The organism is Clostridium sp. NkU-1 (assembly GCA_001312405.1).
The window spans coordinates 135,885-160,868 of record BBDR01000011.1; the positions used below are offsets into that span (position 1 = coordinate 135,885).

At 45.4% G+C, this 24,984-nt stretch carries 25 protein-coding genes and 3 pseudogenes; 22 read left to right on the top strand and 6 right to left on the bottom strand.

The annotated features are described in order from the left end of the window. Window positions 1-37: 37 nt before the first annotated feature. Entirely contained in the window at window positions 38-559 is a 522-nt protein-coding gene (locus JCM10519_RS16665; protein WP_054740577.1) for a hypothetical protein, read from the bottom strand. Between the two features lie 218 nt (window positions 560-777). Between JCM10519_RS16665 and JCM10519_RS31025 the strand changes: the two genes are divergently transcribed. From JCM10519_RS31025 to JCM10519_RS16700, 11 genes and pseudogenes are all read left to right on the top strand, one after another. Next, window positions 778-1,080: a hypothetical protein gene (locus JCM10519_RS31025; RefSeq protein WP_347844515.1), complete on the top strand. Its 303-nt coding sequence runs from the start codon at window positions 778-780 to the stop codon at window positions 1,078-1,080. Then, the gene (locus tag JCM10519_RS31030) at window positions 1,019-1,543 is read left to right on the top strand and encodes a hypothetical protein (RefSeq protein ID WP_347844516.1); all 525 of its coding nucleotides are present in this window, start codon (window positions 1,019-1,021) and stop codon (window positions 1,541-1,543) included. The genes JCM10519_RS31025 and JCM10519_RS31030 overlap by 62 nt, the downstream gene beginning before the upstream one ends. After that, complete coding sequence (locus JCM10519_RS31035; protein WP_347844517.1) at window positions 1,518-2,474, top strand: L,D-transpeptidase family protein; 957 nt, start codon at window positions 1,518-1,520, stop codon at window positions 2,472-2,474. The genes JCM10519_RS31030 and JCM10519_RS31035 overlap by 26 nt, the downstream gene beginning before the upstream one ends. 252 nt (window positions 2,475-2,726) lie before the next feature. Further along, window positions 2,727-2,939: a GNAT family acetyltransferase gene (locus tag JCM10519_RS16675; protein ID WP_347844518.1), complete on the top strand. Its 213-nt coding sequence runs from the start codon at window positions 2,727-2,729 to the stop codon at window positions 2,937-2,939. 142 nt (window positions 2,940-3,081) lie between these two features. Continuing rightward, window positions 3,082-4,756 (top strand): annotated as a pseudogene (locus JCM10519_RS16680) (glutamine--tRNA ligase/YqeY domain fusion protein). A 43-nt stretch (window positions 4,757-4,799) separates the two neighbouring features. After that, window positions 4,800-5,690: a PLP-dependent aminotransferase family protein gene (locus JCM10519_RS31040; RefSeq protein WP_347844519.1), complete on the top strand. Its 891-nt coding sequence runs from the start codon at window positions 4,800-4,802 to the stop codon at window positions 5,688-5,690. After that, window positions 5,647-5,976 carry a hypothetical protein gene (locus JCM10519_RS31045; RefSeq protein WP_347844520.1) on the top strand — a complete coding sequence of 110 codons (330 nt, stop codon included), beginning with the start codon at window positions 5,647-5,649 and terminating at the stop codon, window positions 5,974-5,976. Before JCM10519_RS31040 ends, JCM10519_RS31045 begins: the two co-directional genes overlap by 44 nt. After that, on the top strand, window positions 5,973-6,317 hold the full coding sequence (locus JCM10519_RS31050; protein ID WP_347844521.1) for a hypothetical protein: 345 nt from the start codon (window positions 5,973-5,975) through the stop codon (window positions 6,315-6,317). Before JCM10519_RS31045 ends, JCM10519_RS31050 begins: the two co-directional genes overlap by 4 nt. Further along, window positions 6,310-6,834: a hypothetical protein gene (locus JCM10519_RS16690; RefSeq protein ID WP_054740555.1), complete on the top strand. Its 525-nt coding sequence runs from the start codon at window positions 6,310-6,312 to the stop codon at window positions 6,832-6,834. Before JCM10519_RS31050 ends, JCM10519_RS16690 begins: the two co-directional genes overlap by 8 nt. Continuing rightward, entirely contained in the window at window positions 6,831-7,169 is a 339-nt protein-coding gene (locus JCM10519_RS16695; protein WP_054740557.1) for a hypothetical protein, read from the top strand. Before JCM10519_RS16690 ends, JCM10519_RS16695 begins: the two co-directional genes overlap by 4 nt. A gap of 19 nt (window positions 7,170-7,188) precedes the next feature. Further along, the gene (locus JCM10519_RS16700; RefSeq protein WP_054740560.1) at window positions 7,189-8,151 is read left to right on the top strand and encodes a helix-turn-helix domain-containing protein; all 963 of its coding nucleotides are present in this window, start codon (window positions 7,189-7,191) and stop codon (window positions 8,149-8,151) included. Here JCM10519_RS16700 and JCM10519_RS31055 read toward each other — a convergent pair. The 4 genes from JCM10519_RS31055 to JCM10519_RS31070 form a co-directional block, all read right to left on the bottom strand. Further along, window positions 8,148-9,140 carry an endo-alpha-N-acetylgalactosaminidase family protein gene (locus tag JCM10519_RS31055; RefSeq protein ID WP_347844538.1) on the bottom strand — a complete coding sequence of 331 codons (993 nt, stop codon included), beginning with the start codon at window positions 9,138-9,140 and terminating at the stop codon, window positions 8,148-8,150. The two genes, JCM10519_RS16700 and JCM10519_RS31055, sit on opposite strands and share 4 nt — an antisense overlap. Window positions 9,141-9,156: 16 nt before the next feature. Next, window positions 9,157-10,047: a hypothetical protein gene (locus tag JCM10519_RS31060; protein WP_347844522.1), complete on the bottom strand. Its 891-nt coding sequence runs from the start codon at window positions 10,045-10,047 to the stop codon at window positions 9,157-9,159. 81 nt (window positions 10,048-10,128) lie between these two features. After that, a complete protein-coding gene (locus tag JCM10519_RS31065; protein WP_347844523.1) occupies window positions 10,129-10,722 on the bottom strand; it encodes an AraC family transcriptional regulator in 594 nt (197 codons plus the stop codon). Between the two features lie 46 nt (window positions 10,723-10,768). Continuing rightward, window positions 10,769-11,074, bottom strand: a complete 306-nt coding sequence (locus JCM10519_RS31070; protein ID WP_347844524.1) for an AraC family ligand binding domain-containing protein — start codon at window positions 11,072-11,074, stop codon at window positions 10,769-10,771. Window positions 11,075-11,514: 440 nt separating this feature from the next. On the opposite strand from JCM10519_RS31070, the gene JCM10519_RS16715 reads away from it, so the two are divergent. The 9 genes and pseudogenes from JCM10519_RS16715 (at window position 11,515) to rhaD (ending at window position 21,795) form a co-directional block, all read left to right on the top strand. Beyond that, window positions 11,515-12,795, top strand: a complete 1,281-nt coding sequence (locus tag JCM10519_RS16715) for a Gfo/Idh/MocA family oxidoreductase (RefSeq protein WP_054740562.1) — start codon at window positions 11,515-11,517, stop codon at window positions 12,793-12,795. A 118-nt stretch (window positions 12,796-12,913) separates the two neighbouring features. Continuing rightward, window positions 12,914-14,143, top strand: a complete 1,230-nt coding sequence (locus JCM10519_RS16720; RefSeq protein WP_054740579.1) for an extracellular solute-binding protein — start codon at window positions 12,914-12,916, stop codon at window positions 14,141-14,143. Window positions 14,144-14,154: 11 nt separating this feature from the next. Next, window positions 14,155-15,069 carry an ABC transporter permease subunit gene (locus tag JCM10519_RS16725; protein WP_054740564.1) on the top strand — a complete coding sequence of 305 codons (915 nt, stop codon included), beginning with the start codon at window positions 14,155-14,157 and terminating at the stop codon, window positions 15,067-15,069. Between the two features lie 12 nt (window positions 15,070-15,081). Next, entirely contained in the window at window positions 15,082-15,909 is an 828-nt protein-coding gene (locus JCM10519_RS16730) for an ABC transporter permease subunit (RefSeq protein WP_054740566.1), read from the top strand. A gap of 253 nt (window positions 15,910-16,162) precedes the next feature. Continuing rightward, a complete protein-coding gene (locus JCM10519_RS16735; RefSeq protein ID WP_054740568.1) occupies window positions 16,163-16,396 on the top strand; it encodes a hypothetical protein in 234 nt (77 codons plus the stop codon). 1,607 nt (window positions 16,397-18,003) lie between these two features. Further along, window positions 18,004-19,443, top strand: a complete 1,440-nt coding sequence (locus JCM10519_RS16740; RefSeq protein ID WP_347844525.1) for a rhamnulokinase family protein — start codon at window positions 18,004-18,006, stop codon at window positions 19,441-19,443. A gap of 4 nt (window positions 19,444-19,447) precedes the next feature. Further along, entirely contained in the window at window positions 19,448-19,678 is a 231-nt protein-coding gene (gene rhaM, locus JCM10519_RS16745) for an L-rhamnose mutarotase (RefSeq protein WP_347844526.1), read from the top strand. Window positions 19,679-19,708: 30 nt separating this feature from the next. Continuing rightward, window positions 19,709-20,957, top strand: a pseudogene (locus JCM10519_RS16750) (L-rhamnose isomerase). Between the two features lie 10 nt (window positions 20,958-20,967). Continuing rightward, window positions 20,968-21,795: a rhamnulose-1-phosphate aldolase gene (gene rhaD / locus JCM10519_RS16755; protein WP_054740580.1), complete on the top strand. Its 828-nt coding sequence runs from the start codon at window positions 20,968-20,970 to the stop codon at window positions 21,793-21,795. A gap of 71 nt (window positions 21,796-21,866) precedes the next feature. Here rhaD and JCM10519_RS16760 read toward each other — a convergent pair whose 3' ends face one another. Beyond that, window positions 21,867-22,511 (bottom strand): hypothetical protein, encoded by a 645-nt coding sequence (locus JCM10519_RS16760; protein ID WP_054740571.1) that lies wholly within the window; start codon window positions 22,509-22,511, stop codon window positions 21,867-21,869. 405 nt (window positions 22,512-22,916) lie between these two features. Here JCM10519_RS16760 and JCM10519_RS16765 point away from each other — a divergent pair, with 405 nt between their 5' ends. Further along, on the top strand, window positions 22,917-23,207 hold the full coding sequence (locus JCM10519_RS16765; RefSeq protein WP_054740574.1) for a co-chaperone GroES: 291 nt from the start codon (window positions 22,917-22,919) through the stop codon (window positions 23,205-23,207). An 83-nt stretch (window positions 23,208-23,290) separates the two neighbouring features. After that, window positions 23,291-24,911: pseudogene (gene groL, locus JCM10519_RS16770) on the top strand (chaperonin GroEL). Window positions 24,912-24,984: the final 73 nt, after the last annotated feature.

The following is a 24,984-nucleotide window of genomic DNA, read 5'->3' on the forward strand; positions in this document are numbered from 1 at the left end:
AGGTGTTTTTTAGCAGACTCTTTGTTTTATACCGGAATCAGGGGCTTTCCTGGATTTTCCTCTCTGGAGCACAGAAGACCACAATCATCTGGGGAGTGGTGAGTGCCGGAATGCTGCGGGTGGTAAACGCATAAAAGACAAGAAGAAAATGGCCGCCCGGATTGTAAAAGAAGGTCTGGCCGTTGGAAAGGAGGATCGTTGTCTCGCTTAAGTCGTTTAAGTTCAGTTTCAGGGTTTGTGATGAATTTAACAGGTTTTCATCAAAATAATCAAAAACAACCTCATACCCATCTATGTTTTCCGCAAGGATGACTGCCGTGTACTGAGGCGGATAAATGAGGGGAACAGGCGCTTTTGTATCATAGAAGGCGACAATGGTATCACCAGGGTTAAAGGTATGCTGGTCAACGACATAGGTTTGGGGAGTGACAATAAAGTTGGTCTGTCCCAGGCTCTCGCTCATTACGGAAATGATCATGGTACAGCTTTTATCGGTAGAGGAGGTCCTTAAAGGATTGACGGACATTACTGATCCGTAAACAGGGGTATAGCGTGCCATAAAGGAATCCTTTTTTATCATTCTTAATTTTATCTTATGAAGACCGCGGGTGCATTATGAAATATTTTGTCACCATGGAAAGCTGGAATTTTCAGATTCCCAAAGAGGAAATCGTAATAAAAATGTCAAGAAATATACCAATAAAATTTAGACAAATTTCGCGGTTTTAAGGTATAATGGATTCTGAACGAATAGGCTGGTAAAGAGGTAGGAAATTAATGGAAAATGTAAAACCGCGCAGCAGGAAGAAAAAGCCCCTTGGATTAAAGGGCTGGGCAGCAATTGGAAGCGGGACGGTAGCTGCAGCGGCGCTGATTGCCGCTCTGACCTATCTTCAGATGGGCAGGCAGTATGAGAAGGTGTTTTTCCCCAACACCACGATCAATGGAGTGGATGCTTCAAAAAAAATCCGTAGAAGAAGTAAAGAAGTCAATTGCTTCCGGTATAGAGAACTATGTGTTGTCAATCGGGGAAAGAGGAGGAAGCACAGAAGAAATAAAGGGAAGGGATATCGGCCTTGAGTCAGTTTTTGACGGAAGCCTTGAAAAGCTTCTGGCAGACCAGAAGACTTATGAATGGCTGAAACATAGGAAGACGCCCCAGGAATTTGATATAGGGACTATGATACAGTATGACCAGGACAAATATGAATCGGCTGTTTCCAGCCTGGCCTGTTTAAAGGATGAGCTTGTGGAAAAGCCGGAGAATGCACATGTGTCCGATTATGCATCGGGACAGGGTTACACAATAGTGCCTGCCAGGGAAGGAAACCAGCTTGACCCGGAAGAGGTGAAGTCGGTAATTTCCGAGGCTATCATAAATTTAAAGCCGGAAATTTCCTTAGAAGAGCTTGACGCTTATGTGAAGCCTCAGATTCCGGCTGACGATCCGCAGCTGATTGCTCAGGTGCAGACATTGAACAAATATGCCAATGCCACAATTACATACAGCTTTGGAAATGAAAAAAAAGGTATTAAACGGTGATACGATCTCCAAATGGATCGGGATCGGAGAGGATGGCAAGGTTTATTTAAACAGCTCCTCAGTTACCGCATATGTGAAAGAACTGGCTTCCAAGTATGATACGTCCACAAGGGCTAAAAACTTAAAGACCTCCTATGGACAGAATGTAAGGATCACGGGAGGAAGCTATGGCTGGAAAATCGATCAAAGCGCCGAGGCGGATGAGCTGGCGGAGCTGATCCGTTCCGGTCAAAGCCTGGTGAGAGAGCCTGTCTACAAACAAAAGGCAGCCAGCCATGGGGACACCGATTTCGGAAACACTTATGTGGAAATCAACTTAACGGCCCAGCACCTGTTTTTTTATAAAGACGGAAAGCTTTTGGTGGAATCGGATTTTGTATCCGGCAATGAGGCAAAGGGGTGGGCCACTCCTGCCGGTGTGTTCCCTCTTACCTATAAGCAAAGGGATGCCACGCTAAAGGGAGAAACTTACAGGACTCCCGTGTCTTACTGGATGCCATTTAACGGAAATATCGGCCTCCATGATGCCACCTGGCGCAGTACCTTTGGAGGCACCATCTATAAGAACGGCGGTTCCCACGGCTGTGTCAATCTGCCCCCGGCAGTGGCAAAGACCATATTTGAGAATATTGCAGCAGGGGTTCCTGTTCTTTGCTATCATTTGCCTGGAACAGAATCCCAGACAGCCTCTAACGGAACTTCCAAACCAGGAGAGACAAAGCCGGCCACAGAGCCGACCACCGCAGCAAAGCCTACGGAAGCACCGACAACGGCTCCGCCTGCAACAGCGGCGCCCACAACAGCGGCTCCTCCTGCAACCAAGGAACCGGAGACAGAGATTTCAACAAGCGCTCCTTCCAAAGAAGGCGAGGTCGGGCCTGGAGTTTCCACCCGCTCAGAGAAGAAAACAGGGCCTGGCGCGCATAAGTAATGCAAAGCCCCTGGGCTGCGGTACCGGCTATTTATATGAGCCGGTGCCGCGGCTTTTTGTTTTTATATCATAGGAAAGTGGCTGCAAAGGCAGACTCTTAGTATGGAAACAAAGGATTTTCTTGACAATGGCATCATACTGGTATAGGGTTTCAATAGATCAGGCAATATGTAAGGAGGAGAATAAAATGCTTAATAAAGATACCTTCGTACCCATGCAGTTTTTTAAAAAAAAGAGGCTTACACCGGGAGCATGAAGGGAATGCGTTACCGGGTGAAAAAGGAGGAAGAGGAGTTTTCTGCTGCGGTATATCCGGAGCCCTATTGCTATGAAGCGACTCCTGAGGAGCAGAAAATAAGAGCAGTCTTTCCCTTTACGGAAGAGGGAAGGGGGCAGGTGGTGGACTGGATCAATGAGCAGTATGAAGAAAAACGGCCGGCCTGGGAAAAGGCCGCAGGAAAATGAGTTTTCTATCCGGAAAATTATGAATGGTGCGGCAGGACCGTTACAAAAAGCCCGGCTTTTCGCTGTATTTTCCCCCTTTTCTAAATGGATGAAGTATGGTATGATAGTGTAATATTGGGATTACTGACATGGAGGAAGAGAAATGGAAGAGAATAAAGAAGAAGTGGTTTCTAAAAACTTTATTGAACAGGAGATAGATAAGGATCTTGCAGAAGGTGTTTATGATCACGTCCAGACCAGATTTCCACCTGAGCCTAACGGTTATCTGCATATCGGACATGCAAAATCAATTTTACTTAACTATGGCCTGGCTCAGAAGTATGGTGGAAAGTTCAACCTCCGTTTTGACGATACAAACCCGACAAAAGAGAAGACAGAATTTGTAGAATCCATCATGGAAGATGTGAAGTGGCTGGGAGCTGATTTTGAGGACCGCCTTTTCTTTGCTTCCAATTATTTTCAGGAGATGTATGATTGTGCTGTCCTTTTAATAAAGAAGGGAAAGGCATTTGTCTGTGATTTGACTGCGGAGGAGATCAGGGAATACCGTGGCGATTTTAAGACCCCTGGTAAAGAAAGCCCCTACCGGAACCGCAGCGTGGAAGAGAACTTAAAGCTGTTTGAAGAGATGAAGGAAGGAAAGTTTCAGGATGGGGAAAAGGTTCTCCGTGCCAAGATTGATATGGCATCTCCCAACATCAACATGCGTGATCCGGTCATTTACCGGGTGGCCCGCATGACTCATCATAACACCGGCGACCAGTGGTGCATTTATCCCATGTATGATTTTGCCCACCCCATTGAGGACGCCATTGAGCACATCACCCACTCCATCTGTACCCTGGAATTTGAGGATCATAGGCCGCTTTATGACTGGGTGGTCAAGGAGTGTGAATTCGTGGCTCCTCCCCGCCAGATTGAATTTGCAAAGCTGTATCTTACCAATGTGATAACGGGAAAACGCTATATCAAGAAGCTGGTCGAGGACGGCATCGTTGACGGCTGGGATGATCCCCGCCTGGTATCCATTGCAGCTTTAAGAAGAAGAGGCTATACGCCGGAGGCCCTGCGCATGTTCGTGGATCTGGTAGGCGTATCAAAGGCCAACAGCTCCGTGGATTATGCCATGCTTGAATACTGTATCCGTGAGGATTTAAAGCTGAAAAGACCGAGAATGATGGCGATCCTGGATCCCATTAAGCTGGTCATCGACAACTATCCTGAGGATACCGTAGAGTATCTGGATGTTGCAAATAACATGGAAAATCCTGAATTAGGAGAGAGAAAGGTTCCCTTTGGGAAAGAGCTTTACATTGAACGGGAAGATTTTATGGAAGAACCCATTAAAAAAATATTTCCGCCTTTTCCCAGGCAATGAAGTCCGCCTGATGAATGCCTATTTTGTGACCTGCACAGGCTGTGAAAAGGATGAAGACGGCAATGTCACAGTGGTTCACTGTACCTATGACCCGGAAACAAAGAGCGGCTCAGGCTTTGAAGGCAGAAAGGTAAAGGGAACGATTCATTGGGTAGCTTCCTCCACCGCAGTACAGGCGGAGGTCCGACTGTATGAAAACATCGTGGATGAAGAAAAAGGAAAGCTTAATGAAGACGGCAGCTTAAACTTAAATCCAAATTCTTTGACAATCTTAAAGAATTGTTATGTGGAACCAGGCCTTTTAAGTGCAAAAGCTTATGACAGCTTCCAGTTTGTGAGAAACGGATTTTTCTGCGTTGACTGCAAGGACAGCGGGGCGGACCATCTGGTATTCAACCGTATCGTTTCATTAAAGAGTTCATTTAAAATAACAAAATAACCTTTGACAGGCCGAAGGGCCGGTTAAATGAGGAGAATGCTGCATGGCCGGGAGAACAGGGGACGTGCGGCATTTCTTCATATCCGGTAAAGAGGAAAGGGGGAGTTTTTCCATGGAGTTAATGATACCCTTAAAAAACCAGTCGGGGTCACCTTATTACAGCCAGATTTACAGCTACATCAAAGAGGAAATAAAAAAAGGGAATATAAGGCCGGCCATCCGCCTTCCGTCCACAAGGAGGCTGGCGGAGAATTTAAAGGTCAGCCGCAGCACCACCCAGATGGCCTATGAACAGCTTTTATCGGAAGGATATATTGAGGCTGTTCCCTGTAAGGGGTATTTTGTATGCAGGATCGAGAATCTGGTGCATACCGGGCAGGAGCAAAGGGATAAGATTCCCTCCCTTCTTGGCCCCTCTGCCTTTGGCAGGGAAAATGTCCCGGACTGGAAGGTGGATTTTTCTCCAAGGGGTATTGATCTTTGTGCATTCCCTTTTAATACATGGAGGAAGATATCAAAAAATACCCTTGTCGATGATAACCGGGAGATGTTCATGCCGGGAGATCCCCAGGGAGAACCGGCCCTCAGGGAGGCCATCCGTTCCTATCTCCATTCCGCCCGCGGGGTAAACTGTCAGGCAGAGCAGATCATCGTAGGTGCCGGAAGCGAATACCTTTTGATGCTGCTGTCCCAGATCCTTGGAACAGACCGGGTAATTGCCATGGAAAACCCCACATATAAGCAGGCATACCGGGTATTTGACAGCTTAAAGTACCAGGTGGTTCCCGTTGCCATGGACCGTTCCGGCATGGATGTAGAGCTTTTGGAAAAAAAGCGGTGCAGATATCGCCTATGTCATGCCTTCCCACCAGTATCCCACGGGCATCGTTATGCCGGTAAAACGGAGACAGGAGCTTCTTGTCTGGGCTTATGAAAAGGAAGGACGTTATCTCATTGAAGATGATTATGACAGTGAATTCCGATACAAGGGAAAGCCGATTCCTGCGTTACAGGGAATGGACGGAAGAAACCGGGTGATTTATTACGGAACCTTTTCCAAATCCATTGCCCCGGCCATCCGTGTAAGCTATATGGTCCTGCCCGGCCCTCTTTTGGCTGTTTACCGGGACCGGATGAATTTCTATGCTTCCACGGTATCCCGTATTGACCAGAACATCCTTTATCAGTTCATGGCAGAAGGCATTACGAACGCCATTTGAACCGGATGAGGGCGGTCTATAAGGCAAAGCACGATACACTGGCGGCAGGGCTTAAACCTTTTGAAAGCCAGTTCCAGATCAGAGGTGAGCATGCCGGACTCCATCTGCTTTTAACGGACCGTAAGGGACGGGCGGAAAGCCTGCTCATAACCATGGCGGCAAAATACGGGGTTAAGGTCTATGGTATGTCGGGATACTTTATCCATGAACAGCCTGGTGCCTATCCGTCCACCATTGTCCTTGGGTTTGCAAGCCTTACGGAAGAAGAGATAAGGACAGGACTTGCGCTTCTTTGCCAGGCGTGGTCCGTATATGACGGGAAGGAGGGATTTTGTGTTTGAGAAATGGACGGATCAGGGAAAGAGGGAAAATCTTCACATCCTCCTTTGGATCGGACTTATTACGGTGCTTTTGCTTCTTCTTAGCGTGGCAGGCAGCATAAGGAATGGGGAAGAACCAAGCCGGGATATTACAGAGGCAGAGAAGGCGGAACCAAGGGCCATGGCTGTGCCTTTAAATGAGACCTTATCAGATGAGATAATCCTTTCTCCCGGGGATAAGGAGTTTTTAACCCAGCTCACCTGGTTATTTGACCAGGGGGACTTAGAAGGAGCGGCCAGGCTGTTAAACAGTTATGACATCCCCTGGAAGGAGTTTCCCTGCATGTATGATGGAGCGGCCATGAGGGGGAAGATATCCTCTGGCAAAGGCCTGGTATTTGTAAAGGCCTCCACGGTTTTTATGGAAATTTTGAATACGGGAAACCGGAGGGGGAATGTGCGGCCCTGCAGATTCTTGAACTGGAGGAGGGGAAACGCTACGATTACTCCTATGGAACATGGGAGAGCGGAAAGATGAACGGAAATGGAGAGTGCGGTTACAATTATTATGACGGAGTAGCAGAGGACGTTACAAAGCTCAATGTAAAAAGGGCTGTTTTTAAGGATGATCTGATGCAGGGAGAGATTACCTATACCAGCACCAATGCAGAAGGAGGAACTTCTGTCTGGCAGTTTCAGGTTTCTGATGGCGTGATCGTAAAGGATGAACGATGGATTCAGAATACGGACAGCTCCGGGGCCGTTATTTACAAGCTGATGGCAAAAGATGATGATGTTCATGCCTATACCTTAGGAGAAAACGCCATGGGAGAGGTCAGGTGGAAAAATCTGATCCTGTTTCCCTATGTTTAAAAAAAGGAGGCCTTGACGGGTGAATCAGGAAATCTTAGACCGTCTGGGAGTTATTACAGACGAGGAACGGGAAATCATGAACGGACGGACGGAAATTGACCGTAACCGGTATACCGAGGGGCAGGAGCTGGTCATTGACAGCAAAAAGATGCTGGAACACGGGAAAATGATCAGCATCAGGCCTCACACCCGGTTCGTCCATTTCCCCAGGCACAAGCATAATTACATTGAAGTGATCTATATGTGTAAGGGAGAAACAGTCCATTTTATTGATGGGGAAAAGGTGGTTTTAAAGACAGGGGAGCTGCTGTTTTTAAACCAGCATGCCACCCAGGAGATCCTTCCGGCAGGAGAGGAGGACATAGGAATAAACTTTATCATCCTGCCGGAATTTTTTGATACTGCCTTTGAAATGATGGGAGAAGAAGAAAACCTGCTGCGGGATTTCCTGGTAGGATGCCTCTGCTCTGATCCCCGTTATGCCAGCTACCTTCATTTTCAGGTGGCAGATGTGCTGACCGTACAGAATCTGGTGGAAAACATGGTGTGGACCCTTTTAAGCGGCCAGCGAGGTAAAAAGAGCATCAATCAGATCACCATGGGGCTTTTGTTCCTTCAGCTCATGCATCATACGGATAAGATCAGCCATACCCTGGAGAGCTTTGAACAGAAACTTATATTTCAGGTGCTTACCTACATTGATGAAAATTATAAGGAGGGAGAGCTGACTGAGCTTGCGGCCCTCCTTAATTATAACATTTACTGGCTGAGCCGGGCCATAAAGAGATTGACCGGGCGGACCTATAAGGAGCTTTTGCAGGTAAAGCGGCTGAATCAGGCTTCTGTTCTTCTTTTAAATACCAGGCTTTCCGTGACTGACATTTCCATAGCGGTAGGGTATGATAATACCAGCTATTTCCACAGGATCTTCCGGAATTATTACGGAATGTCACCAAAGGAATACAGGGCGTTAAATTCTTAGGCCCTTTCCTGTCCTGTTTTGATCTCATAGGTTCCGTGAAGGAGGTCGGCTTCCACGGAAGTACCGTCTGCAAAGGTGGTGCGCTGCCGGAACGGATCTCCGTCAATCAATTCATGGGAAAGCATTTCACACATGGCGACCCTTTCGTGAAGAGAAGCAACAACTCTGCAGCGGGCCACCATTTCTTCTTCTGAAAGGATTAGATGGCCGCCAAAGGAGCCGTCAATGTTCTCGTAAGCCCCATCCCGGATAAAATACGGCGCTCCGCCGTTTAAAAGGGCGTAAAGCATGAAATCTTCTTTTTCGTATTTTTCCATCATCCAGGGGATGATCAGGCAGTCATGGTATACCAGGTTAAAGAGAGGTACGGCAATACCCTGGCGTTCAGCTCCCGGCTCGTGCATCATAAAGGAATAGGGGGCATAGTGGCAGAACACAAGGCTTTTTACAGACCAGTCCGTCACTTCCTCAGAGCTTGGAAGGATCCCCTGGGAAAGCAGGTATTCAAAGCAAAGGCTCCGGTAGTCCAGGCATTCCTTCCGGTTGATCCGGTGCCAGGGGTGGTCGCATTCGTCAGGCTCGTTGCAGGTGAATACATCTAAGTAGGCACAGTCTAATTCCACTCCGTTTTTCTTGATTTCAGTAAAATTCCTTTTAACATAATAGGGAGCCTGGGTGGCGCACAGATAGGTCTGGGGCCCGCCTGCCCAGTTGGCATGCTCCGTAAGGGTCCCATCAGGCTTTAGGGCTGCAAAATTCTGGTCAAAGGTTTTGGCCCTGCGGTAATAATCCCGGTACTGGTCATGGATGCCAAAGGAATATCCATATTCGTGCATGGTATCTGCCAGCTCCTTCATCTTTTCCCAGCCTCCTGCTTCTTCGCAGGCAGGAAGATAGTCGGGATGCTGGTTATCATAGCCTGGCTCCGCCCAGCCATCCAGATGGAGATACAGCTTTTTAAGGCCCAGATCCTTGTGGAAGTGACGGATCTCACCGGTTCTTTTCTCAAAGCTGTATACATGGTTGTTTTGTCCGGTTTTTCCGGGTCAAAAAGCGGGAATCCGGCATGACCTGGGTTTTGATCCCCTTATGGATGAAGGAAGCGCCAACCAGCTTATGAACAGGTGCCCTGGCAGCTTTTTCTTTCAGGGAACAGAAGGTGCCCTGCTCCTTTACGTAGCTTCTGTAATGCTTGCAGATGTCATTGTAATCACAGTCAGACAGAAAGGAATACCGCATGGTTCTTCGGCTGTTCATCCTGCCAAGGCTTGGAAGCCATTTGATGCCGGTGCGGGTATAAGGGCCATTTGCCGGATGCTCCGCATAATAAGCGGCATCCCAGGGCTGTTCACAGATGGCTAAGTAACCTTCTCGCTCCTTTACCTGCCCAAACCAGGGCATATAAGAGCCGGCTGTACACATCATGCCGTCAAAGGGCAGCTTTTCCAGAGCCGTTTCCCAGGTGTTTGGGATGAGAAGCCCCTGCTGGATGTTCAAAAGGGTATACCAGCGGTCACTTTCTTTTTCAAATTCCATGCAGCCCGGCCAGTATATTTCTGAAACCGGGATGCTGCTTTCTGTCAGAGGGATCCATTCAAAATGAACGTCCTCCGTGGCATACTCGATCCATGAAACCGTTTCAAAGGCCAGTCCTAAATCCATGCCGTTTAACAGGAAACCCTGATAGTGGCTGATGATCCCTTCTCCGACTCCTGTCTTCCATTTATTATGGGTAATGGAAGCGGCATCGTGAAAATAAACGGTCTGTCCGCCGGCCATAAGGCGTGGTTTGTATTCTGCATCCCATTTCCAAAGTGCCATCCCATGCTTTATGGAAAAAAGGAGGGAGCTCTCCTCAAAGCTCAAAGCGGTTTGATTGAATATAATATCCTGCATTGTCGATCCTCCACTGAATTGATGGTTCTAATATAGCACTTTTTCAGGAAAAAAACCTTACGGAATCATCACGGAAGCTTGTCAAATCATCCTATTATTCTCTCTTCGTTTCTTACTTGCGTTTGTGACTTCATTGGAATATTTTTTGACGGATTTAAAATATTCCAGAGGAGACATTCCAGTTGTTTTTTTGAACTGCTTGGAAAAATACTGCAGGGAGCTGTAGGAAAGGAAATACGCGATTTCCGTAAAATTCATGTTGCCATCCCGCATGATCTCCTTGGAACGCTCGATTTTCATAAAATTGAAATAATCGATTGCCCCGCAGTTTTTTTCTTTGTGAAACAGGGAGTGAAGGGTGGAACGGCTTATGCAGAATTCGTCGCAAATGGTTTTTATGGAAAGGTGTTCGCAAATGTGAAACTCCATATACTGAATGATCTGATCCAAATGGCTGGAATTGGATGATAGGGCCATGGGCTCTGTTGGAACCCCTTGAATGGGCGTGCTGTCTTCTCCAAAATGATTCCGTTTCACATGGATCAGGAAAATCTGCAGATATAAAAGGATGAGCTGGGCAGCTCCAAAGGGCGGGGAAGGGGCCAGTTCCACCTTTTCCACAGAAGGGATGTGAAGCGGAGTGGAAAAAGCCTGCCTTGCTTCTGCAATGATCATGGAAATAAGGAAACGTTCCTCCTGATTTAAGGAACAGGATTTCTCTTCAAAAAAACTTCATGCTTTCGCTGGAGCAGCGGAAGGAAATGGCTACCAGATTGGGAGCCTTGTTTCCGGACGCATTTAAGGCGTGGAATTCATTTGGCTTGTGAAAAATCACATCCCCAGCCTCTAAATGGTAGATAGACTGGTTTGCCTGTACGGTGATCTCGCCCTTGTCCACGTAAAGAAACTCCCAGAAATCGTGGGATTCCCCTGAAAATACAAAATCCTTCATGTATTCAAAATAGTGGACGGTTATGATCTCATGGATTTCAAATTCTATGGTTAGCGCTGTGCTGCAGTATGCCATTTGAAATACCTCCTTTGGCATTTATGGTAGCACGAAATGCTGCTGCTGGCAAGATTGGTTAATTTGATAACAAGACAGGACAATCCTGTAATTCAAAACTATAGTATGAGTGTATAATAGAGAAAAATATTTATCCGGCCAATGGGGGCATTCATCGATTCGTATGGATGCCTCTTTTTGTATTTTTAGAAAGATTCTGTTGAAATTACTGTAATGAGGGAATACTTTCTGATGGGATTTGTGCATAATAACGGAAAAAATAAGGAATTTGGCAATGAGTTTGGATAATAGTATAAGCATATCATTCCGGTTCATTATATAATGAAAGCAGAATCAATAGATAATGAGAGCAAGAGAGCGAAGATGAGCCTGCTCATCGGCGCAAAGGTTAAATGCCGGTCATGAAACGCCGGTTCATGATATAGGAAGGGGAAGATAACATGAAAAGGATTACAGTTGCCCTTGCGGGCTTGGGAAGCAGAGGAAAGGATACCTATGCACCGGTTGCAAAGCTGCTTCCTGAAAAAATGGAGATCACTGCCATAGCGGATATTGATGAGGCAAAGGTGGAAGAGGTTTCCAAGGAATACGGGGTCCCAAAGGAACGGTGCTATTCCAGTGCAGAGGAGATGTTAAAACAGGAAAGGCTTGCTGATGTGATGTTTATTGCCACACAGGACAGACAGCATGTGGGCCATGCGATTCCGGCCCTTAAAAAGGGATATGATCTTTTGCTGGAAAAGCCTGTTTCACCGGATTTAGACGAATGCAGGGAGCTTTTAAAAACTGCCAGTGAGAGAGGGCGGAAGGTGGTAGTCTGCCATGTTCTGCGCTATACGCCTTTTTACACAAAGGTAAAAGAGCTCATTGATGACCGTGTGATCGGGGATGTGGTCACTGTTATGGGCATTGAAAATGTAGGCTACTGGCATCAGGCCCACAGCTTTGTCAGGGGAAACTGGAGAAATTCAGAGGAAACCAGCCCCATGATTCTTCAAAAATGCTGTCATGATATGGACCTTTTATTGTGGCTCACAGGAAAGACCTGTAAGTCCGTGACCTCCTTTGGAAGCACCTATTTATTCAAGGAGGAAAAAGCGCCGGAGGGTGCGGCAAAACGCTGTCTTGATGGATGCGCTGCCAAGGCAGAATGTCCCTTTGATGCAGAAAAGATTTACATAACCAATGAAAAGACAGGCATCGCCCATGGCAAATCTGACTGGCCATGCAACGTGCTTACCCTTCACCCTACGGAAGAATCGGTTATGGAAGCCATAAAGACCGGACCTTATGGAAGATGTGTGTACCATTGCGACAACAATGTGGTAGACCATCAGGTAGTAAATCTGGATATGACAGACGGATCTACCATCAGCTTTACCATGACAGGCTGTACGGAACAAAATTCCCGGTTCGCCAGATTTATGGGAACAAAGGGAGAAATTGAGGCCAGCCTTCATTCCAATCTCATATTCGTAAGGCCTTTTGGAAAAGAAAAGGAAACCATAGACATTTCCAAATTATCCGATGACTTTTCCGGCCATGCCGGTGGCGACAACCGGATGGTGGAGCAGTTTCTTGATATGGTCAGGGAAGGAACCGAGCCAAGCCGCTCCATGACCACATTGGAAAAATCCATGGAAAGCCATTATATTGCCCTGGCGGCGGAACAGTCCAGACTTTCGGGAGGAAAGCTGATTCATTTAGAGGATATTCGTTAAATGAAAGGTTGAAAGAAAAATACCTTTTAAAATATCAATAAAAAAGGAGAGAGTAATTTATGAAGAAAACGAGAGGATTCAAAGTGCTGGCAATGGGAATGGCATTTGCATGGCGGCAATGAGCCTTACCGCATGTGGAGGAGGAGGCGGAGCTTCCAAGGGAGGAGCTACGAACTTAAGCTTCGGAATTTGGGATGAAAAGCAGCGTCCGGTCATGGAAGCCATGATTCAGGCATACGAGAAAACCCATGAAAATGTAAAGATTGATATCCAGCTTACACCTTATAAGGGAGGAGAATACTGGACCAAGCTGGAGGCTGCGGCAACAGGTGGAACAGCACCGGATGTGTTCTGGCTCAATGTACTCCATGCAGAGGATTATTATGACGGAGGAATTCTCCTTGATTTAAACGATTACTTGAAAAAATCAGATCTGGATTTAGAAAAGAATTTCCCGGAAGCTCTTGTAAAATCTTATAACTTTGAGGATAAGCAGATCGCTATACCAAAGGATTTTGATACCAACGCCCTGTGGTATAACAAGGAGATCTTTGATAAGGCAGGAGTTGCATATCCTACCGACGACTGGACTTATGATGATCTTGTAGCTGCCTGCAAGGACTTAAAGGCTGCTGGACTTGACGAAGGAGTGTATCCTTTTGCCTGCCCCATTGACTTCCAGACATGGTATTACCCCACCGTATATGCGAACGGCGGCTGGATTTTAAATGCCGATAAAACTGAGACCGGTTATACAGATCCCAAGACCCAGGGAGGAATCCAGTGCTGGATCGATTTGCTTGAGGAAGGCTATTCGCCGACAGCAGCTGCATTATCGGAAACTCTTCCTGATGCCATGTTTGAGGGCGGCTCTCTGGCTATGGTTCTGGCAGGTTCCTATATGACGCCGGAGTATACTTCAAATGATGCCATTAACACCAAGATCAACCTGGTAGAATTCCCGGAATTTAACGGGAAAGAGCCAAATGTCATCAACGGACTTGGCTATGCGGTGTTTGCAGGAAGTAAAAATAAGGATGCTGCAGCAGATTTTGCATTGTGGCTGGGAAGTGAAGAGGCTATGAAGATCCAGGGCGAAAGCGGTGTTGTCATTTCCGCACGGAATGATGCCCAGAAGTATTTTGCCGATTCCAACAAGGATTTAAACCTGGCTGCTTACACCAATCATTCCGGTGAAGCAAACCCTCTTCCTGTGTGCAAATCCGTGGCAGAGATCTATGATGTGGAATTAGAGGCATTAAAGGCAGCTTATTCCGGAGAGAAGCCTTTGGCAGATGTATGCGCACAGCTTAAGACGGATGCAGATGCGATTCTGGCAAAAAAATAAGAAGTAGGTGTATGGAATGCAGGGTACGACAAAAAAAGAAAATAGCAAAGCGGCAATGGAAAGAATGGGGAGAGGGATATTTATTTATAACACCTCTGTTGCTTGGAATCTTCATATTTTACATTTTCCCCTTCATTCAGAATTTCTGGTTCAGCTTTAATGAAGTGAATAAATTCAATGTAGCCACCTTTTATGGTCTTAACAACTATATAGAAATGTGTAAGGATAAAGAACTGTGGAGGGCTCTTGGCAATACACTTCTCTACGTGGGGATCACCGTGCCTTTAGGCCTTGCGCTATCCCTGTTTGTAGCGGCCCTGCTCAATACTAAAATCAGGGGAACTTCCTTTTACCGGACTATTTATTTTCTGCCTTCTGTAACCATGTCGGCTGCAGTGGCAATGGTCTGGAGATGGATTTATAATGAGCAGTACGGCCTTTTAAATGCGGCTGTAAAGGCTTTGGGTTTTTCTCCCCACGGCTGGATCACGGATCCGGGGACAGCTCTGTTCATGGTTATGATCGTTGGGATATGGGGAACCGTAGGCTATAACATGATCATTCTTTTAGCCGGTATGCAGGGGATATCAAGGTCCTATTATGAGGCGGCGGCTGTGGATGGCGCAAGCGGTATCCGCCAGTTTTTCAAGATCACAGTTCCCATGCTGTCCCCGACCATATTTTTCGTTTTGATTACTTCTGTTATCAGCGGCTTTCAGGTGTTTGACACCATTTATATGATGGTTGGTAAAGCAAATACGGCCTATCGGAGTACCCAGACCCTGGTCATGATATTCTACCGCAATGCGTTTGATTATGGCCACAAGGGTTATGCAGCAGCCATATCCATTTTAATCTTTTCTATTATCATGCTGGTAACGGTGATTCAGATGATAGGACAGAGAAAATGGGTCAATTACGACTAAAGGAGGTGCAGGATGAAAAGAACAAGCAGTCATAAAAAGCTATTGACCCACCTGATTCTGATTGCAGGAATCGGTATAACCGTGTTTCCGTTTCTTTGGATGCTATGCACCTCATTTAAAACAAAGGGAGAGTCCATGGCGATTCCGCCCACGATTCTGCCTGAACGGTTTGTTACAGAGGCCTATTATAACGTTCTGACCGCACTTCCTTTCGGAAGAATCTATATGAACACCGTATTTTCCACGGTCATAACGGTTGCAGGGCAGGTAATGATCTGCACCCTGGCTGCTTATTCCTTTGCCAGGATTAAGTTTCCGGGAAGAGATATCCTGTTTTTGGTGGTACTTTCCGTTCTGATGGTTCCGGGACAGATCTTTCTGGTGCCTCAGTATCTTATTATACAGAAGGTGGGGCTTTTAGATACCATGCCGGCCCTTTTTCTGCCCAACTTATTCAGCGCCTTCGGTACCTTTATGATGAGGCAGTTTTTCTTATCTCTTCCCGATGAGCTGGAGGAAGCAGCTATACTTGACGGGTGCGGCAGATTCCAGATTTTAATTAAGATCATGATGCCTCTGGTGAAATCAGGGGTCGTGGCCCTTATGATTTTCACGGCAAAGTTTGCCTGGAATGATTTTATGTGGCCTTTGATCGTCAATACCAGCACAACAAAAATGACCCTGGCTCCGGCTCTTTCCACCCTGTCGGGACAGCATCTTAATGATTATCCGGCACAGATGGCAGGTGCTGTTCTGGCTGTCATTCCAATGATTGTTTTGTTTTTTGTTTTCCAGAAACAGTTTATAGAAGGAGTGGCCCATACGGGAGTAAAAGGGTAAAGAACCGGTACCCAAAGGTTTTATAGAATGTGAAAATAGTTATTTGAAACAGGGAAAGGAAAGCGGATCATATCTGCTTTCCTTTTCTTTTGATTAAGCCATAAAAGGACCTTTAAAATCGGAACGTTTCTATCAAAAGTAATCCCGGAAAATTTTCAACAATGAAAACTATAAAGTAATAAACAAAAGGAATTTGGCATATACTTGGTAATATATGGTTGATAAAAATATTTCTGTAAAGGAGAGAACCAGTATGCCAAGAGGAGTAAGGAAGACACCACTTGAAAAACTTCAGCAAGAATTACAAGAGGTCCAGGAAACAATTCAGCAATATAAGAACAATCTGGTAACTTTGGGCGAAAAAGAGAAAGAGATTCAGGAGAAGATTAAGCTGGAACAATTTAAGGAAGTATCAACAATATTGGACGAGCATGAAATGTCAATTATGGATTTAAAGGAGTTGCTTATTTCATCAAAGGCAGAATAACATGCTTAGATGACTGGAGAAAGGATTTGCAAATAAGGAGGGCGCTATTATGCCAAGAGGTGTACGTAAATCATCGCTTGAAAAACTACGGGAAGAACTAAAAAAAATATTCAAGATGCGATAGAGCAATATAAGACTTCTATTAAGACTCAGGAAGAAAGAGTGAAACAAATACAGGAAGAAATTAAATTGGAAGAATTCAAGGAAATATCATCTATTCTCGAAAAGAGAGACATGTCGTTATCAGAATTAAAAGATATGCTTACCAACAAAGAATAGTTTATATGCCGAATATCCTCATCGGGTGTTTGGCATATTTTTTGTGTAGGGGAGGGAGGTAGAATATATATTTATGCTTCGTAAACGATAGCAAAGCCTGAAATTATCGGGTTTCCAACTGAACTTGAAAGAGAAGGAAGCAAAAGAACTGGTCATCAGGAGGGAAAAAGAGGGTACAGGTTTTTCAGGGATAAAATTCCAGTAACTTAAGGTGATTTGAATAGTAAAAACAATGCACTACCATATATTAATAGAGGGGGCGCTTATGAATTATGAAAGAAGTATGATAAGAAAAAAAGAATGGTTTAGCCAAGGTTGATATAATGGTTTTATTCCTGTTGTTATTGCCCACTATTTTACGAAGTATAAATCTATATATCTTTAGAGATGTTATTGAGGGGTGAGGAGTAAAGTGCTAACCATAATAACAAGGACCATTTTCGCGGAAGATATGCAATATTCTGAAAAGGTGGATATAGCCGAAAGGATTATGAATCAATTAATGTTGAGGAACACCTATATAGATCTTTTTTTTCCCAATCTTAATATATGGAACCATATGTGCTGGCGGAATTGCTTTATTCAGGGAGAAGATTACCTATCAAAAATATCTTACATTGGGAGGAACTTTTATTATTGTACAATATTTAGGAATAATATATTTTGATAAGATGCTAAACTGCTTCAATAGTTCCTTTTATACATCCAATATCAACAAATTGTATCATATAGTACTGAATTATTCCTATTCTTTGTTTTATATAATTCCTTTGGTGCTATATTCTTTTAAAAAGATATATTCCCGCCTGACATTACCCCAATAAGACACCTTAATAACATGTTATTTAGTTGAGGAGAGATGTGAGAAATTCCCGAAGCAGTAAAAAGGAGAATGAAACAACTGTTTCATGGGAGGCATGAGTAAAAAAAGTAAATGTTTTCTCTATATTGAGAAAAGGTGCCAGAGTAAGAAAATATAATCAAGTTGATGGTTCATTTAAAGACGGCAAAATAAAAAAAGGATAATTAGACGGTCATTTATCAAAAGTCCAAAGACGCGAAAGTCAAATAGAATAATTGCGATGATAAACATTTAAGTAATAATGCAAATAAGGACGCAGTTTTAATTAAATAGCGTCCTTATTTTTGTTGTAGAAATCCGTTATGATAGATGAAGAAATACCCTGCGGGTATGCCTTTACGCCCGGTAAAGCGAGGTGGGCTCTGCCCAAAAGGCGTGGGCAGAAAAGAAGAAATACCCTTCGGGCATACCTTTATGCCCAGAAAGCATGGGCAGAAAAGAAGAAAACAATGGGAGAGTGGTTTACATGGAGAGGTATTATCTTGCTGTAGATATCGGCGCATCCAGCGGCCGCCATATTCTTGGGACCGTAAGGGAAGGAAAGCTGGTCCTTCAGGAAATTTACCGGTTTGACAATGGCATGAAACGGAGGGGCGGCCATTTGTGCTGGGATGTGGAGTCCTTATTTTCCGAAATCAAAGAGGGCATGAAGCAGTGCAGCAAACTGGGGAAGATCCCGGCAGCCATGGGAATCGATACCTGGGCTGTGGATTTTGTCCTTTTGGACGGAGAGAACCGGATGCTGGGAAATGCGGTAGGATACCGGGATAACAGAACAAAGGGAATGGATAAAAAATTATATGAGATCATTTCCCTAAAAGATTTATATGGAAGAACCGGCATCCAGAAGCAGATCTTTAACACCATTTACCAGCTCATGGCTGTCAGGGAGGAAACTCCAGAATATCTGGAAAAAGGGGAAACCTTCCTTATGATACCCGATTATTTCCACTATTTGCTGACTGGGGTAAAAAAACAGGAATATACCAATGCAACCACCACCCAGCTGGTCAATGGGAAAACCGGAACCTGGGATTATGAGGTGATCCGGAACCTGGGCCTGCCAGAAGGTTTGTTTGGAGAACTGTCCATGCCGGGAACACCGGTGGGACCACTGACAAAGGCCATTGAAGAGGAAGTAGGGTTTTCCTGCCAGGTGATCCTTCCGGCAACCCATGATACCGGTTCTGCCGTTATGGCGGTTCCCTTGGTTCCAGACGGAGAGGACTCCATGGGCGATCTTCTTTACATCAGCTCCGGAACCTGGTCCCTGATGGGAACGGAGCTTCCCAAGGCGGATTGCTCCGTTAAGAGTATGGAAGCAAATTTCACCAATGAGGGCGGTTATGACCACCGTTTCCGGTATTTAAAAAAACATCATGGGCCTTTGGATGATCCAGTCTGTGAAAAAGGAGCTGGAAGAAAAGGGAGAGATATACTCTTTTGCAGAGCTTTGCCGGATGGCTCTGAAGAAGGGATTCCTTCCATTGTGGACTGCAATGACCCTGTGTTCCTGGCTCCAGGCAGCATGATCCGGGAGGTGCAGGATTTCTGCGGGAGGTCAGGGCTGGAAGTGCCAATGACTCCGGGACAGTTTGCGGCAGTCATATACAACAGCCTTGCAGCCTGCTACGGTAATACGGTAAAGGAACTGGAATCTATTACTGGAAAAGCTTATCCGGACATCCATGTGGTAGGAGGAGGCTCAAATGCAGAGTACTTAAACCAACTGACGGCAGACCGCACAGGCCGGACCGTTTATGCCGGGCCGGGAGAAGCCACTGCCATTGGAAACCTTTTGGCCCAGATGCTGGCTGCCGGAGAATTTGAAGGCTTAAAACAAGCAAGGGAAGCAGTATACCGGTCCTTTGCCATAAAGAAGTATAAGCCAGGCAATAAAATGTGATGAAATGAAGGATATGATCAGCCAGCACGGGGGACATAATTACTCTATTTTCTTAGATGAGGAAACCAATGTCCTTTACGGATACATTGAAATCGAGGTTGAAGAGAAATGGGAAAAATCGGCAGACACGCCAATCAACCGGAAATGGTGGGATTACATGGCTGACATCATGAAAACCAACCCGGACAACAGCCCGGTTTCTGTTGGTTTAAAGCCAGTATTTCATTTGGACTGAAAGAGATCATAAGAAAGGAAGAAGAGAGCCATGACAATAAAAGAAAGATATGAAGCAGCAAAGGAAGCATACAGGGCTGTTGGCGTAAACACAGATGAGGCAGTGGAGGCTTTGAAGAGGATTCCTATTTCCATGCACTGCTGGCAGGGAGATGACGTAATTGGATTTGACGGGGCAGGCGGGCTGTCAGGCGGTATACAGACCACAGGCAATTATCCGGGCCGGGCAAGAAATCCTCAGGAGCTGATGTGTGACATGGATAAGGCGCTGAGCCTGATTCCGGGAAAGCACAGAATCAACCTTCATGCAAGCTACGCCATATTTGATGAGGGGGAATGGGCTGACCGTGATCAACTGGAACCCAGACACTTTGCGAAATGGGTGGAATTTGCAAAGGAAAGAGGAATCGGCATTGATTTTAATCCTACCCTGTTTTCCCATCCAAAGGCGGAGAATGCCACCCTATCCAGTGAAAACGAGGAAATCCGCAGCTTTTGGATCAGACACGTACAGGCATGTATCCGCATCTCGGAATATTTTGCAAAAGAGCAGGGGACTCCCTGTACCATGAACATCTGGATCTGACGGGTTTAAGGATATTCCGGCGGACCGTACCTCCCCAAGGGCGCGGTTAAAGGATTCCCTTGACCAGATCCTTTCCGCGGATTACGATAAGACCAAGGTATATGTGGCCGTAGAATCCAAGGTATTTGGGATCGGCATGGAAAGTTGTACGGTTGGTTCCCATGAATTTTATATGAATTACGCTTCCAAGAATGATATTCTCTGCCTGCTGGACAGCGGCCATTATCATCCCACGGAAATGGTGTCTGATAAGATTTCTTCCATGCTCCTGTTCTTTGACAAGGTGGCCCTTCATGTGACAAGGCCGGTTCGGTGGGACAGTGACCATGTAGTATTGTTTGATGACGAGACAAAGGAGATCGCAAAGGAAATTATACGGGGCGGAGCAGGCCGGGTTCTTTTGGCCCTTGATTTCTTTGATGCCGGTATCAACCGTTTAAGCGCCTGGATCGTGGGAATGCGCAATATGCAGAAGGCTTTGTTAAATGCCCTTCTTCTTCCTAATGTAATGCTTTCAAAATTACAGGAGGAACGCAATTTCACAGAACAGATGATGCTTCAGGAGGAGCTTAAGCTTTACCCCATGGGTGATGTATGGAATTACTTTTGCAAGATAAACGGTGTTCCGGCAAAGGAAGACTGGTTTGAAGAAATCCGCAGCTATGAAAAAGAAGTGCTGCTTAAACGGAAATGAGGAGAAAAATATGAAGATTTTAGAAACTGAGTTTGTAAAAGGCTTTATCCGCTTGTGTGATGATGGTTTCCGCCAGAACTGGCATGAGAGAAACGGCGGTAATTTAAGCTACCGCATCAAGGCCTCAGAGGTGGAATCAGTGAAAGAAGGCTTTACGGATAAGAATCCCTGGCAGCCCATCGGGACCTGTGTAAAAGGGCTGGCAGGAGAGTATTTCATGGTGACCGGAAGCGGGAAATTTTTCCGCAACGTGATTCTGGATCCGGAAGCAAATACCTGCATCATTGAGGTGGATGAAAGCGGTGAGAATTACAGGATCCGCTGGGGCCTGGTAAACGGCGGCCGTCCCACCAGTGAGCTTCCCTCCCATCTCATGAATCATGAAGTGAAAAAGAAGGCTGCAGCCGGAACGCACAGGGTGATTTACCATGCCCATCCTGCCAATGTGATTGCTCTTACCTTTGTTCTTCCTTTAGAGGATAAAGTTTTCACCAGGGAATTATGGGAGATGGCTACAGAATGTCCGGTGGTTTTCCCCGACGGTGTTGGTGTGGTCGGCTGGATGGTGCCGGGCGGACGTGATATTGCAGTGGCGACCAGTGAGCTGATGAAGAAGTACGATGTAGCTGTCTGGGCTCATCACGGCTTATTTGTTTCCGGAGAGGATTTTGACCTGACCTTTGGCCTTATGCATACGGTGGAAAAGTCTGCGGAAATTCTTGTTAAAGTGCTTTCCATCCGACCGGATAAGCTTCAGACCATCACGCCCCAGAACTTCCGCGATCTGGCGGTTGATTTTAAAGTGAGCCTGCCGGAAGAATTTTTGTATGATAAATAACCTGTGAAAAAAGCCACTGGAGAGCGTATGCTTTCCAGTGGCTATGCTTAATTTCTGCTTCCAGATTATGATCAATCCATTTCTTCTTCCACAATGGTAGTAGTTTCATCGGCCAGTTCCTTAAGAGCCGCCCCAGTGGATTGTGCTGCTTCTTTTGCCGCATCAAACCCATCCTGTACCGCTTCCTTTGCTGCATCAAACCCATCCTCTGCCGCTTCTTTTACTGCATCGGCAGCTGTTTCTGCTGTTTCCTTTATAGAGTCTGCCGTTTCTTTGGCTTTTTCTGCCAGATGGTCTGCGGCTCCGGCAGCATAATCCAGGCCGCCATCCTCTGTAGTATCTTCGTCATCTAAAAACGTATCAGTCTGTTCTTTTGCGGTTTCAAACATGTCTTTTGCCGTATATGCAACGGCAGAAGCCGCTTCCTTTGCCGTGTCAGAGACAATGCTTGCCGCATCCTTTACCAGGTTTTTTGCCGCACTCACCGCATCCTTGGCAGCGTCTGCCATATGGTCAGCTGCGACCTTAAATTCATCCTTATTGGCATGCAAAGAAACATAGTTGCGGTTCATCGTGCTGTCAATTTTAGAAATGTCGTCATTTCCTTCATCCTCAAAATCATGGAAATTTTCCTCCAGTTCTTTGTGGAAGGATTTGTACTTTGTAAAATAAGAGATACCGGCAGCAATTACACCGGCCACAGTGGCGAGTGCCACGAATTTCCCAAACCCATTACCATTTTTTTGCCATTTGAAACACTCCTTTCCTTATTGCCGTCCATGTATTCTAAGCATAGAGGTATGCCTGCAAGGCGCTTGCTTTTCACGGCTTATGCTTTATGGGCATAATGGTGCGCTTGTAAGGCGCTTTATTCTCTTAGTTATTGTAATACGTTCATTGAAAAAAATAAAGGTATATAATAAGAAAATTTCTATAAACTATGTAAGTAAAGGAGAAAAACGCACAAATATGGTAAAAATGTAAAAAAAATATAAAGTTAGCACTCAACTATTGACAGTGCTAATAATGAGTGATATAACTTAGTATGTGAATAAAATAAAACTTCTTTCGGAAGGCCAAAGAAAGAAATAATTAGAAGAAAGTTATGAGGAGGAATTGCAATGAAATTAGTACCATTATTTGACAAAGTTGTGTTAAAACCATTGGTTGCAGAGGAGACAACAAAGTCCGGTATTGTTCTGCCGGGGCAGGCAAAAGAGAAGCCACAGCAGGCGGAAGTCATCGCAGTGGGTCCTGGCGGTCTGGTAGACGGCAAGGAAGTTACCATGCAGGTTAAAGTGGGCGATAAAGTAATCTTCTCCAAGTATTCAGGAACAGAAATAGAGACCGGAGAAGAGAACGAGAAATATGTGATTGTAAAGCAGAATGACATATTAGCAGTGATCGAATAATTAAGAAAGCGATATCGCAGTCATAAGGTCAGATTTTAGATAATACGTATCTTTATTTTAACAGAAAACTGGAGGAATGAATCATGGCAAAGCAGATCAAATATGGCGTAGATGCCAGAAAAGCACTTGAATCTGGAGTGAATCAGTTAGCAGATACTGTACGTGTAACATTAGGGCCCAAGGGCAGAAACGTTGTACTGGATAAATCTTTTGGCTCACCGCTCATCACAAATGATGGTGTTACCATTGCAAAGGAAATCGAGCTGGAAGATGCATTTGAGAATATGGGCGCTCAGCTTGTAAAAGAAGTTGCTACAAAGACCAATGACGTAGCCGGTGACGGTACTACCACAGCTACCGTTTTAGCTCAGGCTATGATCAACGAAGGAATGAAGAACCTGGCAGCAGGCGCTAACCCCATCGTTTTAAGAAAAGGTATGAGAAAAGCAACAGAAGCAGCAGTAGAAGCAATTGCAAAGATGAGCGAGCCGATCAAGGGCAAGGCATCCATCGCAAGAGTTGCAGCTATTTCCGCAGCAGATGATGAGGTCGGCGAGATGGTAGCTGACGCTATGGAGAAGGTTTCCAATAATGGCGTTATCACCATTGAAGAATCCAAGACCATGAAGACAGAGCTGGATCTGGTTGAAGGTATGCAGTTTGACAGAGGTTATATTTCTGCTTATATGTGCACCGACATGGAAAAGATGGAAGCAAATTTAGACGATCCATACATTCTAATTACCGATAAGAAGATTTCAAACATTCAGGAGATCCTTCCTTTATTAGAGCAGGTAGTTCAGTCTGGCGCAAGACTTCTTATCATCGCAGAAGATGTGGAAGGTGAGGCTTTAACAACCTTAATCGTTAATAAATTAAGAGGAACCTTCAATGTAATCGCTGTGAAGGCTCCGGGCTATGGCGACAGAAGAAAAGAGATGTTACAGGATATCGCAGTTTTAACAGGCGGTACCGTAATCTCCGACGAACTGGGCTATGAGCTTAAGAATGCGACCCTTGATCTTTTAGGACGTGCAAAATCCATTAAGGTTCAGAAGGAAAATACCGTAATCGTAGACGGCTGCGGCGATAAGGAAGCAATCGCTGCAAGAATTGGCCAGATCAAAGGCCAGATCGAAGAAACCACTTCTGATTTTGACAGAGAAAAATTACAGGAAAGACTTGCAAAATTATCCGGCGGCGTAGCAGTGATCCGCGTAGGCGCTGCAACAGAAACCGAGATGAAGGAAGCAAAGCTTCGTATGGAAGATGCTTTATCCGCAGCAAGAGCAGCAGTTGAGGAAGGCGTTATCGCAGGCGGCGGTTCTGCTTACGTTCATGCCATCAATCAGATTGAGGATGTTGTGAAGGGTCTGGAAGGCGATGAGAAGACCGGAGGAAAGATCATCTTAAAGGCTCTTGAATCTCCGTTATACCACATTGTAGCCAATGCAGGCCTGGAAGGAAGCGTAATCATCAATAAGGTGAGAGAGTCCAAGGTAGGAACCGGCTTTGACGCATATAAGGAAGAATACGTAGACATGGTAGAAGCAGGCATCCTGGATCCAACAAAGGTTACCAGAAGCGCGCTTCAAAATGCCACAAGTGTTGCGTCTACCTTATTGACAACAGAGTCCGTTGTTGCTAATATTAAAGAAAAAAACACCTGCAATGCCAGCCCCAGGCGGAATGGATATGATGTAACATTCACGAAAGCAATGAGCAGTGGGAAACGGAACATAAATTCGTTGTGCTTGCACATAATAAATGAAAATTT

Coding starts and splice junctions, on each gene's coding strand:
- JCM10519_RS31040 (WP_347844519.1), top strand. CDS start 4,800: ATGGCCGGGAGAACAGGGGACGTGCGGCATTTCTTCATATCCGGTAAA.
- JCM10519_RS16715 (WP_054740562.1), top strand. CDS start 11,515: ATGAAAAGGATTACAGTTGCCCTTGCGGGCTTGGGAAGCAGAGGAAAG.
- JCM10519_RS16675 (WP_347844518.1), top strand. CDS start 2,727: ATGAAGGGAATGCGTTACCGGGTGAAAAAGGAGGAAGAGGAGTTTTCT.
- JCM10519_RS16740 (WP_347844525.1), top strand. CDS start 18,004: ATGGAGAGGTATTATCTTGCTGTAGATATCGGCGCATCCAGCGGCCGC.
- rhaD (WP_054740580.1), top strand. CDS start 20,968: ATGAAGATTTTAGAAACTGAGTTTGTAAAAGGCTTTATCCGCTTGTGT.
- JCM10519_RS16735 (WP_054740568.1), top strand. CDS start 16,163: ATGCCAAGAGGAGTAAGGAAGACACCACTTGAAAAACTTCAGCAAGAA.
- JCM10519_RS16765 (WP_054740574.1), top strand. CDS start 22,917: ATGAAATTAGTACCATTATTTGACAAAGTTGTGTTAAAACCATTGGTT.
- rhaM (WP_347844526.1), top strand. CDS start 19,448: ATGAAGGATATGATCAGCCAGCACGGGGGACATAATTACTCTATTTTC.
- JCM10519_RS31065 (WP_347844523.1), bottom strand. CDS start 10,722: ATGATCATTGCAGAAGCAAGGCAGGCTTTTTCCACTCCGCTTCACATC.
- JCM10519_RS16730 (WP_054740566.1), top strand. CDS start 15,082: ATGAAAAGAACAAGCAGTCATAAAAAGCTATTGACCCACCTGATTCTG.
- JCM10519_RS31025 (WP_347844515.1), top strand. CDS start 778: ATGGAAAATGTAAAACCGCGCAGCAGGAAGAAAAAGCCCCTTGGATTA.
- JCM10519_RS16695 (WP_054740557.1), top strand. CDS start 6,831: ATGAACGGAAATGGAGAGTGCGGTTACAATTATTATGACGGAGTAGCA.
- JCM10519_RS31045 (WP_347844520.1), top strand. CDS start 5,647: ATGCCGGTAAAACGGAGACAGGAGCTTCTTGTCTGGGCTTATGAAAAG.
- JCM10519_RS31060 (WP_347844522.1), bottom strand. CDS start 10,047: ATGCAGGATATTATATTCAATCAAACCGCTTTGAGCTTTGAGGAGAGC.
- JCM10519_RS16725 (WP_054740564.1), top strand. CDS start 14,155: ATGGAATGCAGGGTACGACAAAAAAAGAAAATAGCAAAGCGGCAATGG.
- JCM10519_RS16665 (WP_054740577.1), bottom strand. CDS start 559: ATGGCACGCTATACCCCTGTTTACGGATCAGTAATGTCCGTCAATCCT.
- JCM10519_RS31035 (WP_347844517.1), top strand. CDS start 1,518: ATGAAAAAAAAGGTATTAAACGGTGATACGATCTCCAAATGGATCGGG.
- JCM10519_RS16720 (WP_054740579.1), top strand. CDS start 12,914: ATGAGCCTTACCGCATGTGGAGGAGGAGGCGGAGCTTCCAAGGGAGGA.
- JCM10519_RS31070 (WP_347844524.1), bottom strand. CDS start 11,074: ATGGCATACTGCAGCACAGCGCTAACCATAGAATTTGAAATCCATGAG.